The 15633-nt window shown below is 69.4% G+C and carries 13 protein-coding genes; 9 read left to right on the top strand and 4 right to left on the bottom strand.

Translation table 11 applies throughout. The annotated features are described in order from the left end of the window. The first annotated feature begins 62 nt into the window (after positions 1 to 62). Both GXW71_RS16190 and GXW71_RS16195 read left to right on the top strand, forming a co-directional pair. Positions 63 to 788 (top strand): glycosyltransferase family 2 protein, encoded by a 726-nt coding sequence (locus tag GXW71_RS16190; RefSeq protein ID WP_211853570.1) that lies wholly within the window; start codon positions 63 to 65, stop codon positions 786 to 788. A 193-nt stretch (positions 789 to 981) separates the two neighbouring features. Beyond that, complete coding sequence (locus GXW71_RS16195) at positions 982 to 1668, top strand: TVP38/TMEM64 family protein (RefSeq protein ID WP_211853571.1); 687 nt, start codon at positions 982 to 984, stop codon at positions 1666 to 1668. A gap of 46 nt (positions 1669 to 1714) precedes the next feature. Here GXW71_RS16195 and GXW71_RS16200 read toward each other — a convergent pair whose 3' ends face one another. Then, a complete protein-coding gene (locus tag GXW71_RS16200) occupies positions 1715 to 2365 on the bottom strand; it encodes a ribosome-inactivating family protein (protein WP_211853572.1) in 651 nt (216 codons plus the stop codon). Positions 2366 to 2454: 89 nt separating this feature from the next. Beyond that, the gene (locus GXW71_RS16205) at positions 2455 to 3321 is read right to left on the bottom strand and encodes an alpha/beta fold hydrolase (protein ID WP_211853573.1); all 867 of its coding nucleotides are present in this window, start codon (positions 3319 to 3321) and stop codon (positions 2455 to 2457) included. 191 nt (positions 3322 to 3512) lie between these two features. On the opposite strand from GXW71_RS16205, the gene GXW71_RS16210 reads away from it, so the two are divergent. Continuing rightward, positions 3513 to 4466 (top strand): GDP-L-fucose synthase family protein, encoded by a 954-nt coding sequence (locus tag GXW71_RS16210; protein WP_367617314.1) that lies wholly within the window; start codon positions 3513 to 3515, stop codon positions 4464 to 4466. Between the two features lie 77 nt (positions 4467 to 4543). On the opposite strand, the gene GXW71_RS16215 is transcribed toward GXW71_RS16210, so the two are convergent. Both GXW71_RS16215 and GXW71_RS16220 read right to left on the bottom strand, forming a co-directional pair. Continuing rightward, a complete protein-coding gene (locus tag GXW71_RS16215) occupies positions 4544 to 7399 on the bottom strand; it encodes an ATP-binding protein (protein WP_211853574.1) in 2856 nt (951 codons plus the stop codon). Continuing rightward, the gene (locus tag GXW71_RS16220; RefSeq protein ID WP_246526623.1) at positions 7396 to 8454 is read right to left on the bottom strand and encodes a TRAP transporter substrate-binding protein; all 1059 of its coding nucleotides are present in this window, start codon (positions 8452 to 8454) and stop codon (positions 7396 to 7398) included. The genes GXW71_RS16215 and GXW71_RS16220 overlap by 4 nt, the downstream gene beginning before the upstream one ends. Before the next feature lie 115 nt (positions 8455 to 8569). On the opposite strand from GXW71_RS16220, the gene GXW71_RS16225 reads away from it, so the two are divergent. The 6 genes from GXW71_RS16225 (at position 8570) to GXW71_RS16250 (ending at position 15594) form a co-directional block, all read left to right on the top strand. Beyond that, positions 8570 to 9304, top strand: a complete 735-nt coding sequence (locus GXW71_RS16225) for a glycerophosphodiester phosphodiesterase (protein WP_211853576.1) — start codon at positions 8570 to 8572, stop codon at positions 9302 to 9304. A gap of 167 nt (positions 9305 to 9471) precedes the next feature. Beyond that, on the top strand, positions 9472 to 10257 hold the full coding sequence (locus tag GXW71_RS16230; protein ID WP_211853577.1) for an ABC transporter ATP-binding protein: 786 nt from the start codon (positions 9472 to 9474) through the stop codon (positions 10255 to 10257). A 161-nt stretch (positions 10258 to 10418) separates the two neighbouring features. Then, the gene (locus GXW71_RS16235; protein ID WP_367617315.1) at positions 10419 to 12317 is read left to right on the top strand and encodes an AMP-binding protein; all 1899 of its coding nucleotides are present in this window, start codon (positions 10419 to 10421) and stop codon (positions 12315 to 12317) included. A 4-nt stretch (positions 12318 to 12321) separates the two neighbouring features. After that, on the top strand, positions 12322 to 13215 hold the full coding sequence (locus tag GXW71_RS16240) for a branched-chain amino acid ABC transporter permease (RefSeq protein ID WP_211853578.1): 894 nt from the start codon (positions 12322 to 12324) through the stop codon (positions 13213 to 13215). A gap of 8 nt (positions 13216 to 13223) precedes the next feature. Next, positions 13224 to 14279 (top strand): branched-chain amino acid ABC transporter permease, encoded by a 1056-nt coding sequence (locus tag GXW71_RS16245; protein ID WP_408901827.1) that lies wholly within the window; start codon positions 13224 to 13226, stop codon positions 14277 to 14279. 31 nt (positions 14280 to 14310) lie between these two features. Then, positions 14311 to 15594, top strand: coding sequence for an ABC transporter substrate-binding protein (locus GXW71_RS16250; RefSeq protein ID WP_211853580.1), 1284 nt, complete (start codon positions 14311 to 14313; stop codon positions 15592 to 15594). Positions 15595 to 15633 lie beyond the last annotated feature (39 nt).

Here is a 15633-nt window from a genome sequence, read left to right on the forward strand (position 1 = left end):
TGTGCCCGGCGCGCGACACCCGTCCTTGTCGGGGGGCCGGTGTCCTGCTAACCGCGCCGCCCATGGAGATCGACGCCCCGCCCGCGCCACGCCTCTCGGTCGTCGTGCCGGTGCGGAACGAGGGCCCCAACATCGTCCCCCTGGTGCAGGAGATCGAGGCGGCGCTCGCCGCCATCCCGCATGAGATCGTCTATGTCGACGACGGCAGCACCGACGACACCCCGGCGCGGCTGGCCGAGGCCGCCGGCATCGCGCCGCTGCGCCACCTCCGCCACCGCGAGAGCTGCGGGCAATCGGCGGCGGTCATCACCGGCGTGAAGGCGGCGCGTGGCGCCTGGATCGCGACCTTGGATGGCGACGGGCAGAACGATCCCGCCGATATCCCGCGCCTGCTGGCCCGGGCCGAGGCGGAAGGGGCCCGGACGCTGATCGCGGGGCATCGGGTGAGTCGGCGGGATTCGCGGGTGAAGCGGGTGACCAGCCGGATTGCCAATCGGGTCCGCGCCCGGCTGCTGCGCGATGCGACGCCGGATACCGGCTGCGGGCTCAAGGTCTTCTCCCGTGCCCTGTTCCTGGAGCTTCCGCATTTCGACCATATGCACCGCTACCTGCCGGCGCTGACCTTGCGCCAGGGCGGCCAGGTGGTGAGCGAGCCGGTGGGCCACCGGCCGCGCACGCGGGGCCGTTCCAACTACGGCACGCTCGACCGGCTGGCGGTCGGGATCAGCGACCTGCTGGGCGTCGCCTGGTTACAGCGACGAGGCAAACTGCCCGTCATTGAAGAATGACGGGCATTTTTGTTTTGTCCTCAAACGCCGGCGCCGGCATCCGTCGGCTTGGCTTTCGCGCTGTCAGCTGTGCTCTGGACGCGGCGGTCGGTCGCGCGCGGGCCGCATTCGCGGCCTCGGGGCATCGGCTTCGCCTCGCCGCCGCAGAGATGGGTGGCGGCCTGCGGCCGCTTGGTTCTTTTTGGGGCGTCGCATGACGCCGTCTCCGGCCGCAGCGCGCCGGGGGGCGCTGGTCAAGTTCGCGATCATGGTGGCGGGCCTGGTCGCCGGTGGGCTGTTGCTGCGCGCCGTGGGGGCGGCGCCTGGTACCGACTGGGTGGATGCGCATATCCGCGATGGCGGGCTGCTTGGGGAAGCGGTGTTCCTGCTGCTCGGCACCGCGCTGACCGCGGCCGGGGCACCGCGGCAGGGCATCGCCTTCCTCGGTGGCTACGCCTTCGGGGCGGTGATCGGCACGGCGCTGGCGCTGCTGGCGCAGGTGGCGGGTTGCGCCTTGTCCTTCGGCTGGGCGCGGCTGGTCGGGCGCGCCTGGGCGGAGCGGCGGATGGCCGGCCGCTTCGGCCACCGGCTGCGGCCGCTGCGCGATTCGCTGGCCGAAAGCCCCTTCGGGGCGACGCTGGCGCTGCGGCTGCTGCCGATCGGGAACAACCTGGCGCTGAACCTGCTGGCCGGCATGGCGGGCATCGCCTTCTCGCCCTTCCTGGCGGCTTCCGCCATCGGCTACCTGCCGCAGACCGTGGTCTTCGCCTTGCTCGGCAAGGGCATCCGCGTGGACGGCGCCTGGCAGATGGCGCTCGCCGGCGGGCTGCTGGCCGGCTCGATCGCGATCGGCTTCTGGCTGCTCCGCCGCCACCGGGCCGGACGAGCGCTGGAGGATTGATGCGAATCCGGCGCGATTCGCCTGCCGGCCTGCCGCGCCGCCGCCGTCAAGCGATCCAGGGGACCTGGACGTCCGGGCTGCCGGCCGCGGTCAGGGTGCGCCAACTGCGCACCGTCTGCTTGGTCTGGTCGCTGAACGCGATGCGGTGATTCTGCATCGCGGTCGGGTCGCGATGGTAGTGGCTCGGAGCCTGGAAATACTGCGCGGGCTGATTGATCCAATTGTAGCAGAGATCCTGGATCGAATCGAAGCGCAACGCCTCCGCGACCAGGAAGCACAGCAGGATCATGTTCGGCTTGTTTGGAGTGCTGAGCTTGCCGTCGAAGTCGCGGATCTCGGCAACGAAGCGCCAGGGTTCGATGGTGTGACCGGAAAGCGCGGTGAGGCCGAGGTTGTTGTAGTTGGACGAGCCGCCGAGGATGCGGCGTGCGTCCCCCGGCACCGATGGCAGCCTGCCCTCCGGCTCGAACTCCCACCAGAAGCGCGCACCCCAGGCGCGGAAGCCGATCACGTAGAGGGAGCGCGGGTCCATCGCGATTTCCAAGAAGGGCAAGGCGAAGTTGCCTATCCCGGAGGAGACCACGCAGGAGATGGTGCGGCTCTGCTCGCCGCGATGCCGCATGACCTCGCGCCGGGCCTGCCGCGTCGATTGCCGGTAATAGGGGCCCAGCGAAACCGCCGTGTAGATCGGTGCCATCCCGCGCTCCGCCACATCCGGAACGGAGGCTACAGGAGGGCGGGCTCCCGGCTCCACGCAGATTGTTCCGATATCGGCTCAAGTTCCCGTCAGGACAAGCGTGGCCTGCTCTCCGCGTCATGGCGCGCGATGAAGTCGCCGAGCAGCGCATTGACCGCGTCCGGCGCCTCATAGGCGGCCCAGTGCCCGATATCGGGCAGCACGGTCACCGGCACGTCGGGACGGGCGGCGTGGAGTGCGCCGATGCGGGCGTCGAGCGCGGGGTAGGCGACCTGGTCGCGGGCGCCCCAGATCGCCTGCACCGGGGCCTGGATCCGGGGCAGCGCGTCGCGCAGCCGGGTGGAGGTGGCGAAGCCGCGGCTGCGCAGCCGGGCATGCACCGTGTTCCATTCCTGGATGGCGAGCGCCGCGGTATCGATCGAGTCCGGCCGGTGCAGCATGATGGCACGCAGATTGGCGCGATGGGCATCGACCCGGTCCCCGCCGGACTTCTCGCGCAGCTTGGTGAGGGCCACGGGCTGGCGCGGGGTGCCGAGGGAAGCGGCGCCGATCAGCGTCAGGGAGCGGAGCTGCGCCCCGACACCGGCCGCGACCAGGCCCGAGATCATCGCGCCGAAGGAAAAGCCGCAGAGATGGAAAGGGCCGTCGAGCAGGCGCGGGATGCCCTCCAGCAGCGCCGCGGCGGCTTCCTCCGGCCCGGCGGGATCGGCCGGCATGGCGGAGAGGCCGAGGCCGGGCAGGTCGGGGGCGTAGACGGCGCGCGTTTCGGCCAGCACCGGGATGGTGCGCGCCCAGTGGCGCCAGGAGCCGGAGCCGCCGTGGAAGAGAATGATCGGCGTGCCTGTGGCCGGACCCCAGCGATGCCAGACGAGGCCGTCCGGCGCGCCGCCGCAGGGGGTGGTGAAACGCGTCGCGGCAGCGGCGAGGGCGGGCAGGGGTTCGGGGAGCGTTTGCATTGCACCATGGCGCCATGGCCCGACGCCCCCGTCCAGGGGGGCACCGTTGCGATTGCCCGCCTGGATGGTCATCTTCGCCCCTTCTGCCATTCCACGGGAGGCCGCGTTGCGAGCCACGAGAGACGTCGCGAAGATGGCCGGCCGGCGGCAGGCGGCGGAGGCATCGCTTCCTGCCGCGATGGCGACGCGCCGTGGCTGAGGCAGGCTTCCGCCTGGAGGGGCGGCGGGTCTTCGTCGCCGGACATCGTGGCATGGTGGGTTCGGCCCTCTGCCGCCGGCTGGCGCGGGAGGGTTGCGCCCTGCTGACCGCCGGGCGCGACGTGCTGGACCTGACGCGCCAGGAGCCGGTCGAGGACTGGATGGCGGAGCAGCGGCCCGACGTGGTGATCGTCGCGGCGGGCAAGGTGGGCGGCATTCTGGCCAACGACACCTACCCGGCGGATTTCATCTACGAGAACCTGATCATCGAGGCGAACCTGATCCACGCGGCGCATCGCATCGGGGCCGCGAAGCTGCTGTTCCTCGGCAGCTCCTGCATCTACCCGCGGGAAGCACCGCAGCCGATGCCGGAGGACAGCCTGCTGACCGGCCCGCTGGAGCCGACCAACGAATGGTACGCGATGGCGAAGATCGCCGGCATCAAGCTCTGCGAGGCCTACCGCAAGCAGCACGGCGACGACTTCATCAGCGCCATGCCCTGCAACCTCTACGGGCCCGGCGACTATTTCCACCCCGAGCGCAGCCACGTCATTCCTGGCATGATGCGCCGCTTCCACGAAGCGACGGCGCGCGGCGACGCCAGCGTCACCTGCTGGGGCAGCGGGACGCCACGGCGCGAGTTCCTGCATGTGGATGACCTGGCCGATGCCTGCATCTTCCTGCTGCGGCGCTATTCCGCCGCGCCGCATGTGAATGTCGGCACCGGCAGCGACATCACGGTCGCCGAATTGGCCGGGACCATGAAGCGGGTCACCGGCTTCCGCGGCGAGATCCTGTGGGACCGGACGAAGCCGGACGGCATGATGCTGAAGCGCATGGACACGGCCCGGCTGACGGCGCTCGGCTGGGTTCCGCGAACCGCTTTCGCGGATGGCCTGGCCGAAACCTATCGCTGGTTCCTGGAGCAGCCTGCGCTGCGGTCCTGATCCCGGATCTTTCTGGTCGCGTGATTCACGATTTTCGGCGATTCCGCCTCAACCGACCACGCTCCAGGAGGATTCCGTTACGGCCGCGCCGCATCGAGCGCCCGACGCACGCTGACGGCCTCCTGCGTTGCCGCAAGGATGCCGACCACGGCTGTGCGCAGCTCCGGCGCGGGATGGCCGGCCTGGGCGGCGCGTTCGAGGGCGAGCGCGTCGCGCGCCAGCAATGGCGCGCCGAGGTTGCGTGCGGCGCCAAACGCCCGGTGCGCAAGCTGGCGCAGCCTCGGCGTCTCGGCGGCGCCGTCCAACGCGGGATCGGAAAGTGCCTCGCAGAGGGTCGCGAGCTCCTTGCCGAATTCAGCCATGATGTCGGCCGTGGCGGGGCCGAGTTCGCTGGTCAGGGCAGGCAGCGTCTCGCCATCCAGCAGCGGCGGCGTCTCCGGCGCGCTCGCCTGCTCGGCCGGCGCGAGGTTGAGACGGGCAAGGGCGGCGGCCAGCGCGCGGCGATCGATCGGCTTGGGCAGGTGTCCGTCCATGCCGGCCGCGCGGCAGGCCTCCACCTGCTCGGGCAGGGCAGAGGCGGTGACCGCCAGCACGGGGATCCGGTTGTGCGGCGGTGGCAGGGCCCGGATGCGCCGTGTGGCTTCCATGCCGTCCATATCCGGCATCTGCAGATCCATCAGCACGACATCCACCCCGCCCCGTGCGACGCGCTCGACGGCAGCGGTGCCGTCATCGGCCACCTCGGTGACATGGCCGTCGGCGCGCAGCAGGGCGCGGGCGACGTCGCGGTTGGCGGCGATGTCGTCCACCACCAGGATGCGGAGGCTCCGCTCCGGCCTCGTCGCGGTATCGGTGCGGCGCTCGCCCTTCGGCAGCTCGGCAGGGGCGAGCGGCAGTTCCACCCAGAAGATGGAGCCGTCACCTTCGATGCTGTCGCAGCCGATATGACCGCCCATCATCGCCGCCAGGCGGGCGGAGATGGCGAGCCCCAATCCGGTGCCGTGCGCGCCGGTGGCGCCGAGCGTCGCGAGCTGCACGAAATCGCGGAACAGGAGATGGCGCTGGTCCTCGGCGATTCCGGGGCCGGTGTCGTGCACCTCGAAGCGCAGCCGGCCGTCGGGCAGGCGGCTCGCAGCCAGGGTGACGCGGCCGCCGCTCGGGGTGAACTTCACCGCGTTGGCGAGCAGGTTGAGCAGCATCTGGCGCAGCCGCGTGGGATCGGCCTGCACCGCGGCGGGCAGTGATGGGTCGAGATCCATGCGGAAGGCGATGGATTTGCGGGCGACCTCGGTCCGCAGCAGCGCGACGCAGCCTTCCAGGAGATCCCGGAGTGCGACCGGCCGCGGGTCCAGCTCCATCCGCCCAGCTTCGATCTTGGAGAGGTCGAGCAGGCCGTTGACCAGTTCCAGCAGATGGCGGCCTGCACTGTGCAGGATCCGGATCTGGTCGCGCTGATCCTGTTCCAGCCGCGGATCGTCGAGCAGCACCTGGGCGAAGCCGAGGATGCCGTTCAACGGTGTCCGCAGCTCGTGCGACATGCGGGCGAGGAAATCGGTCTTGGCTTCGCCGGCCGCCGCGGCGGCGTCGCGCGCTGCCGCGAGCTCGACCATCGCCCGCTTGAGCGGAGTGATGTCGGTGCGGATGCCGACCGTGCCGCCATCCGGCGTCCGGCGCTCGGTGATCAGCACCCAGCGGCCATCAGGCAGCAGGCGCTCCATCGGCGCCTGGTCGCCATGGTGGAATTCCTTGGAGATCCGCACGAAGGATTCGATGTCGGGGCCGGCCTGCGGGTATTGGCCGCGCCGCGCCCCTTCCCGCATGATGTCATCGAACAGCGCGCCGGGGACGATGAAGGGCGCGCTGATCCGGTAGAAATCCTTGTAGCGGCTGTTACAGGCGATCAACCGGTCGTCCGGGTCGAACATCACGAAGCCGTCCGACATGGATTCCAGCGCGTTCTCCAACGTCTGCCGGGCCTCGGCGCGCTCGTCCTCGGCGCGTTCGCGCACACGCAGCACGATCATCAGCGCCGCGGCGATGGCGGCCATCAGCAATGCGATGGCGCCCGATGCGATATAGGCGCGCTGACGATCCTGATACCAGCCGCCGAGCGCTGCCTCCACATCCAGCGTGGTGACGATGGCCAGTGCCGGGTAGAGCGTCGGCAGCGCCAGGGCGAAGGCCTCCCGGCCATCGAAGCGGGACGGCTGGATGCCGATGGCGCGGTCGGGCGGCGCGAAGCGCGCCGCCTCGGGCTGCATCTGGGTGCCGATGCGCAACTCATCATGCGGCAGTGACGCCATCAGCTTGCCGTCGCTGCGTTCCAGCGTCACCCGCAACCCGCTGCGGACGCCGCCGACGCTCAACAGCGTCTGCACCAGGGGCACGGGCACCTCGGCCACCGCGATCATCGGGCCGGTGCCGGCGATGGTGACGTTGCGGGCGAAGAACAGCGACCATTCGCCGGTATTGGGGTTCTTCACCGGGCCGCCGATGGAGACGCTGCCGCCGCGCGTCGCCACCTCCGCGAAGTCGCTCTGCAGCGAGAGCGGCAGGCGGCGGCGCCGGGAGACCGGCAAGGCCGCCACCACCGGCGTGCCATCCAGGCGCAGCAGCAGCACGTCGCGATAGGTGAAGCTCTGGTGGTTCATCTCCTGCAGCATGCGGTTGATCACCGCCGGATCGAACCCGCTCTGCCGCGTGTAGGGCGCGAGCACGGCGGGCAGCGCCGCGAGCATGGCGTCCACCTGCACGAAGGAGCGGTTGATGGAGGCCTCGACGCCGTGGGCGACCCGCTCCACCGTCTCGCGGGCGGCGGCGACCTGCGCATCATGCGCGCGGTTGACCAGCAATCCCGTCACCACCGCCTGCGCCAGGATCAGCGCAGTGGCCGCGAGGATGATCGCGACGCGGAGGCTGCGCGTGTGGCTCATGGCTGCTCGGGCACCGCCCTGATGCCGAGGGTCTGCCCCAGGGTATGGTTCCAGGCCTCCACGCAGTCATTGCCGCAGCGGCGCACCCAGCCGGGCAGCACCGATTCGATCAGCAGGTTCCGCCGGCGAGCCTCGTCCTGCGGGCTGACCGGCACCACGGTCAGGCGACCGCGCCGGCCCATCCGGCATTCCGCGGCGCCGGCGTTGCAGGCGAGGCCATCGCCCGTCTCCTCATCCGCGGCTTCCCAGATCCGGTTCTCGAGCTCCGCGATCTCCCGGCGGAGCAGGGTGCGCAGATCCTCGGGCAGCCCGTTCCAGGCCGCGCGGTTGGCGCCGAAGACCGAGAGCCCCCAGGTGATCGCCATGCTGTGCACATGGGTGCTTACCTCCTGCAGCCCGACCGCATTGCCGGAGAGCGTGCCGGTAATGGCGCATTCGACGCCGCCGCCGCGCATCGCCGACACCATCTCCGCGAAGGGGGTCACCACCGGGATGGCGCCGAGTGCCGTCACCACCTCCGACTGCCCGACCGAGGAGGTGCGGATGCGCCGGCCGGCCAGGTCGGCGAGACCGGTGAAGGGGCGGCGGCAGAAGATCACCTGCGCGGGATAGGTATAGACGCCAAGCAACTCGACATCGTAGCGCTCGGCCAGCACCTCCCGCATATGCGGACGGTACGCCGCGACGGTGCGGCGCAGCGCCGGCATATCCGGGCTGACCGCCGGCAGATCGGCGGCGTTGAGCTCCGGCTCCTCATTGGCGACGAGGGCCAGGAGCGCGGTGCCGAAGGGCACGACGCCAAGGCGCATGAGTTGCAACATCTCCTGTCCGCGGATGCCGCTGCGGTCGAAGGCGGCGATCTCCGCATGCAGGCGGCCGCCGGTGATCTCGGGGACGCGGCGGCGCCAGAACGGCTCCTCGAACTGGACGAACTGGCGGACATCGGCCAGGCCGCCCACAATCTTGATGCGAATCGGCTGCTCCTGCGCGACCGCGGATGACACGGTGAGGCCGAGCAGCAACAAAGCGAACGCCCAGAGCGTCGTCTTCGGCAAAGCCATCTCCCTTTGTGCCCCCGCGGCCGCGCTATGGCACCACGACGTATTCAATCCTACAACTATTGCGTGAACTTGGTAATGCCGGAGCACGGCACCGGAAGGCGGAGGGGCTATGGCGCGGGTCGCGATCATCAGCCATCGGGGCGGCAGCTTCCTGTGGCCGGAGAACAGCCTGGCCGCGTTTCGGAAAACCCTGCTGCTGCCGCTGGAGCAGGCGGAATGCGACGTCCACCTCTCGGCCGACGGCGCCGTGGTGGTGATGCATGACGCGACCCTGGATCGGACGACCGACGGCACGGGGCCGGTCGCGGCGCAGGCGCTGGAGGCACTGCGGCGATGGCGCATCCGCGGCACCGGCGGCGAAGGGGTGCCGACGCTGGCCGAGCTTGCGGCGTTGTTCCACGGCGCTGCCATGCGGCTCAGGGTGGAAATCAAGACGGATGCCGGGGGCCGGCCCTATCCGGGGATCGTGGGCAAGACCCTCGCGGTGCTGGATGCCGCCGGTATCCGCGACCGGAGCGTGCTGATCGGCTTCCAGGCGCCGGTGATGGCCGAGGCGCTGGCCGCCGGCGGGCTCGCCGGGGTGTCCTGGCTGCTGGAGGGGCGGGCCCTGCAGGAGATCGGGGTCGATGGCATCGTCGCGGCAGCGCGGGCCTATGGGTTTCGCGATCTCGGCTTTCCGGCGCGATCCTTGGATACCGAGCTGCTGGCGCGGCTGCGCGGGGACGGCTTCAGCGTGAACGTCTGGGGCGCCAACCACCGGGAGGAGATCGCCCGCATGCTGGCGCTCGGCGTCGACGCCTTCGCGACGGACGATCCACCGCTGGCGATCGCCATGCGCGGCTGAAGGATGCTGCGGGGGTGGGGCCGCGGCGCGAGCGGATCGCCGCAGGGCGGCTCCGCCTGGAGGCGTGAATCTGCTCGCCAGGCAGAAGGCCGGAGCGATTGAAACGTAGCGAAGCGCAGTGAAATCGCTCTAGTCTCGCGGCCAAGAGCGAGATCGGGAGGGCGTGCTTGGCGGATGAGACGCCATTGCTGCGGGCGCAATCCGTCAGCCTGCGCTTCGGCGGCGTCCGCGCGCTGACCGATGTCTCCTTCGCCGTGGCGCAGGGCGAGATCTTCTCCATCATCGGCCCGAACGGGGCCGGCAAGACCTCCATGGTCAATTGCGTCTCGGGGCGCTACCGGCCGACCGAGGGCCGCATCCTGTTCGAGGGACGGGACATCACGGCGCTGCGGCCGAACCGGCGCGCCGGCCTCGGCATCGGGCGCACCTTCCAGAACCTGGCGCTGTTCGCGCATATGAGCGTGCTCGACAACATCATGGTCGGGCGCCACCACCTGCTGCGCGCGGGCTTCCTGCGCGGCATGGCCTATTGGATCGGCGGTGCCCAGCGGGAGGAGCTGGAGCACCGGCGCGCGGTCGAGGAGATCATCGATTTCCTGGAGATCCAGCATGTGCGCAAGGCGCCGGCAGGCACCCTCTCCTACGGGCTGCGCAAGCGGGTGGAACTGGCGCGGGCGGTCGCGCTGCGGCCGAAGCTGATCCTGCTCGACGAGCCGATGGCCGGCATGAACCTCGAGGAGAAGGAGGACATGGCCCGCTTCATCACTGACCTGAATGAGGAATGGGGGATGACCGTCCTGATGATCGAGCACGACATGGGCGTCGTGATGGACATCTCCCATCGCGTCATGGTGCTGGATTTCGGCCGTAAGCTGGTGGAAGGCACGCCCGAGGTGGTGATGGCCGACGAGCACGTGAAGCGCGCCTATCTGGGCGAGGTAGAAGCGGCGTGAGCGCGTCCGATCGCCGCAGGGCGGAGCCGCCGGAGGCGGCGAGCACCGGAGGCGTGAATCGGCCGCGCGGCGCCGAAGGCGCCCACGAAGACGCGTCCGATCGCCGCAGGGCGGAGGCGCCGGAGGCGGCGAGCACCGGAGGCGTGAATCGGCCGCGCCCAGTGCCCGAAGACACCCTGCCGAAACTGCTGTTGCGCAACGCCGCCGCGCATGGCGACGAGATCGCGTTGCGCGAGAAGGAATTCGGCATCTGGCGCGCCATCACCTGGGCGGCCTACGAGGCACGGACGCGCGCCTTCGCGCTCGGCCTCGCGGAGCTCGGCGTGCGGTCGGGGGAGGTGGTGGCGCTGATCGGCGACAACCGCCCTGACTGGGTGATGGGCGAGATCGCGACGCATGCGATCGGTGCCCGTTCCCTGGGCATCTATCGCGATGCGCTGGATGAGGAGGTCGCCTATCTGCTGGCCTTCTCGGGTGCCGTCGCTGTCATCGCCGAGGATGAGGAGCAGGTGGATAAGCTGCTCAACATCTCGGACCGGGTGCCGTCGCTGCGGCACATCGTATTCAGCGACCCGCGCGGGATGCGCAAGCACGTCGATCCCCGGCTGCTCGCGGCCGATGCCTTGGTGGCCCAGGGGGAGGCGGCGCATGCGGCCGATCCCGCGCGCTGGCTGGCGATGGTGGCGGCGACGCGGGGCCAGGATGTGGCGGTGCTCTGCACCACCTCCGGCACCACGGCGCGGCCGAAGCTTGCGATGCTGACCGGGGTGGCGCTGGTGCGCCATGCGGAGGCCTATCTGAAGGCCGACCCCAAGGGGCCGGAGGATGAATACGTCTCGGTGCTGCCGCTGCCCTGGATCATGGAGCAGATCTACGTCCTCGGCTGGGGGCTGGTCGCCCGGATGAAGGTCAACTTCGTCGAGGAGCCCGAGACGATGATGGCCGATTTCCGCGAGATCGCGCCTAGTTTCGTGCTGTTCGCACCGCGGGTGTGGGAAGCGCTGGCGGCAGAGGTGCGGGCGCGGGTGATGGATGCCTCCCCCCTCAAGCAGCGTGCCTTCGCCCGCGGCATGGCGCTCGGCCTCGCCGCGCTGGAGACCGGGCGGCGGTCACGGCTCGCCGACCTGCTGCTGTTCCGCGCCTTGCGCGACCGGCTCGGCTTCTCGCGCCTGCGCTCGGCCGCGACTGGCGGTGCGGCGCTGGGGCCGGAGACCTTCCGCTTTTTCCAGGCCATGGGAGTGCCACTGCGCCAGCTCTATGGCCAGACGGAGCTGCTCGGTGCCTATACGCTGCACCGCGTGGGGGAAGTGGATTTCGACACGGTCGGCGTGCCCTTCGACGAGAGCATCGAGATCCGTATCCACGAGCCGGACGCCAATGGCGTGGGCGAGATCGTGACCCGCCACCCGCACATGTTCGCGGGCTATGCCGGCGTCGTGGAGAACCCTGATCTGCGCGAGGGCTGGTTGTATACCGGCGATGCCGGGTATTTCGACAAGCGCGGCCAACTGGTGGTGATCGATCGCATCAAGGACATCGCGACCACCCGTGGCGGCGACCGCTTCAGCCCGCAATTCATCGAGAACAAGCTGAAGTTCAGTCCCTACGTGGCGGAAGTGGTGGTGCTCGGCGACCGGCAGACGCATCTGGCGGCGATGATCTGCATCCGCTTCCCGATCGTCGGCAAATGGGCGGAGCGGCAGCGGATCTCCTTCACCACCTATTCCGACCTCGCGGCCAGGCCCGAGGTGCTGGCGCTGCTGCGCGCTGAGGTCGAGAAGGTGAACGCGACCCTGCCGGAGGCGCAGCGGATCCGCGACTTCATCCTGCTCTACAAGGAGCTGGACGCGGATGACGAGGAGCTGACCCGCACCCGCAAGGTGCGGCGCGGCGTGATCGGCGAGAAATACGGCACTATCATCGCCGCCATCTACCGCGGCGACGCAGCGATTCCCGTGGATACGACCATCGCCTTCCAGGACGGCACGACACAGCGCATCCGCACCACGCTCGCGGTGCAGCACATGGCCGGCACGGCGCCCGCGATGGCGGCGGAGTAGGGCGATGGAAACCGGGCTTCTCTTCCAACTGGTGCTGAACGGGCTGATCGTCGGTGCGCTCTACGGCGTCGTCGCGATGAGCTTCGTGCTGATCTACAAGGCCTCCCAGGTCGTGAACTTCGCGCAGGGCGAGTTCCTGCTGGTCGGCGCCTGGGTCTGCTGGTGGTTGCTGACCACCTGGCAATTGCCCTTCTGGGCGGGCTTCCTGGTGACGCTCGCCTTCATGACCCTGTTCGGCGTCATCCTGCAGGTCGTGGTGCTGCGACCCCTGATCGGGGAGCCCGTGATCAGCGTCATCATGGCGACGGTCGGGTTGTCGATCTTCTTCCAGGCACTGATGAAATGGATGTTCGGCGTCTTCGCCCAGCCCTTCCCGCCGATCTTCCCGGTCGAACGGGTGCGGATCCTGGGGCTCGAGGTGCAGAGCGTCTATCTGATGAGCCTCGGCATATCGCTGCTCATCATGCTCGGCTTCTGGTGGTTCTTCACCTGGTCGAAGCACGGGCTGGCGATGCGAGCGACGGCCTTCGACCAGCAGGTGGCGCAATCGCTCGGTGTCTCGGTGCCGCGGGTCTTCGCGATGTCCTGGGCGATCTCGGCGGTGGTCTCGGCGGTCGCGGGCGTGGTCGTCGGCGTCGTGAACGGAGTGTCCTCGGCGCTGTCCTTCTACGGCATCAAGGTCTTCCCGGCGGTGATCCTGGGCGGGCTCGACAGCGTGGTGGGTGCGGTGTTGGGCGGCCTGATCGTCGGCGTGCTGGAGAACCTGGCGCAATATGTCGACGCCGAGTGGCTGAACTGGGGGAACATGTATCAGGTGGCGCCCTTCTACGCGCTGATCCTGATCCTGCTGATCAAGCCCTACGGGCTGTTCGGCACCAAGACCATCGAGCGGGTATGATGTCGGGCATGACTCCGGCCGGCGATTTCCGCAGCAGCTATCGCGCCGACACCACGATTTTCCCGACCCGCGGCAGCCGCGTCGCGCTGCTCATCGGCATCGCCATCCTCTGCACCTGTCCACTGATGCTCGGGCGCTACGAGCTCGGGTTGCTGATCACCATCGGCTTCATGGGAATAGCGGCGCTCGGGCTCAATATCCTGGTCGGCTTCACCGGGCAGATCTCGATCGGCCATGCCGCCTTCTTCGGCTTCGGCGCCTTCGCTTCCGCGCTGCTCGCGGAGCATCACGTGCCGGTGCCGATCGCGATCTGGGGGGCGGGGCTGATGACGGCGGTGGTGGGCCTCGTCTTCGGTGCGCCGGCGGCACGGCTGAAAGGGCTCTACCTGGCGATCGCGACGCTCGCCGCGCAATTCATCCTGGAGGATTTCTTCGCCCGCGCCCGCTGGTTCACGGGGGGCGTCGCCGGACGGATCACCGAGCCCTACACGGTGTTCGGGGTCAGCTTCGACCGCGAGGAAACCTATTTCTACGTGGTGCTCGCGCATGTGGTGCTGATGTTCCTGGCCGCCGCCAACCTGATGCGGACGCGGGACGGTCGGGCGCTGGTGGCGGTCCGGGACCACTACCTCTCGGCCGAGATCATGGGCATCAATCTTGCCTACTACCGCACGCTGTCCTTTGCGATTTCGAGCTTCTTCGCAGGCGTCGGCGGCGCGCTGTATGCGCACTACCTGCTCTTCGTCAGCGTCGAGGCCTTCAATATCCTGTTCTCGATCCAGTTCCTGGCGATGGTCATCATCGGCGGCCTGGGGTCGGTCATGGGCAGCCTGATGGGCGCCGCCTTCATGGTGCTGCTGCCGGAACTGGTGCAGGTGGGGGCGGACCTTCTGGCCGGCAGCGCCATCGACCGGGCGCTGAAGCTCGGCGCCTCGATCTCCTTCCTGCGGGAGATGGTGGTTGGCGCCGCCATCATCCTGTTCCTGATCTTCGAGCCGGACGGGCTCGCGCATCGTTGGAGGCTGGTGAAGGCCTACTGGAAGCTCTACCCCTATTCGCATTGAGAGACCGCGGCAGCGGCGAAGGGAGGATCTGATGGCACGTCATATCGCTTGGATTGCGGGTGCGCTGTTGCTCGCCATGCCGGCGCTTGCGCAGCAGCCGATCCCGGTCGGGCATCTGATGGACAATTCCGGCGCCACCTCCGATGTCGGCGTGCCCTATGGGCAGGGCGTCGCGGATGCGCTCGCCTGGCGTAACCAGCAGGGGGGCGTGGCCGGGCGGCGGCTGGCGGTGACGGGCTTCGACTACGGCTACCAGGCGCCGCGCGCGGTGTCGCAATACCAGGCCTGGTCGCAGCGGGAACGCGTGGTCGCGATCCAGGGCTGGGGCACCGCGGATACCGAAGCGCTGGTGCGCTTCGTGACGCGTGACCGCATCCCCTACATCTCCGCCTCCTACTCCGCGGCGCTGACCGACGCGGGGGGGCGGTCCGGGCGGCAGGGGGTGGAAGCCGCGCCCTACAATTTCTTCTACGGGCCGAGCTACTCCGATGCGCTGCGCGGCATGCTGCAATGGGCCAAGCAGGACTGGGAGCGGCGCGGGCAGCAGGGCCGGCCGCGCTATGTCCATATGGGCGCCAACCACCCCTATCCGAACTCGCCCAAGGAAGCCGGGGAAGCGCTGGCGCGTGAGCTTGGCTTCGAGGTGCTGCCGGCGATCCAGTTCGCGCTGACGCCCGGCGACTACACCGCGCAATGCCTGACCTTGCGAAGCCAGGGCGCGAATTACGCCTATCTCGGCAATACCGCCGGGTCGAACATCTCCGTGCTGCGCGCCTGCCAGACCGCCGGCGTGCAGGTGCAGTTCCTCGGCAATGTCTGGGGCATGGACGAGAACGCCATGAAGGCGGCCGGCGTCGCAGCGAACGGGGTGGTCTTCCCGGTGCGCACCGCGACCGTCTGGGGCGGGGAAGCGCTGGGGATGGCGGCGATCAACGCCATCAGCCGCGTCTCCGACCCGGCCGGCACGGCCTATCGGCCGGTGCACTACCTGGCCGGCGCCTGCGCCGCCATGCTGATGGCCGAAGCGATGGAAACGGCGGCGGAGGGTGGCGGGCAGGTCACCGGGGAGCGGATCCGCAACGGCTTCTATGCCCGCCAGAACTGGGTGCCGCGCGGCTTCGAGGGGGTCTGCGTGCCTTCCACCTTTACCAATGAGGATCATCGCGGGACGATGCGCGTTGCCCTGTATCGCGCGGTGGTCTCGGGCGACACCTCCCAGGCGTCGATCGCCGATCTGATGCGCGCCGGCACCATGCGGCTGGAGCCGGTGGCGACCATCGACCTGGAGCGGCGGCGCGACTGGCTCGGCTGGTGAGTGCGGCGCTTGAGCGTGATGACTTGAGGCCGCATCGGC

Source organism: Plastoroseomonas hellenica (assembly GCF_018129085.1).
In the GTDB taxonomy this organism is placed as follows: Bacteria; Pseudomonadota; Alphaproteobacteria; order Acetobacterales; family Acetobacteraceae; genus Plastoroseomonas; species Plastoroseomonas hellenica.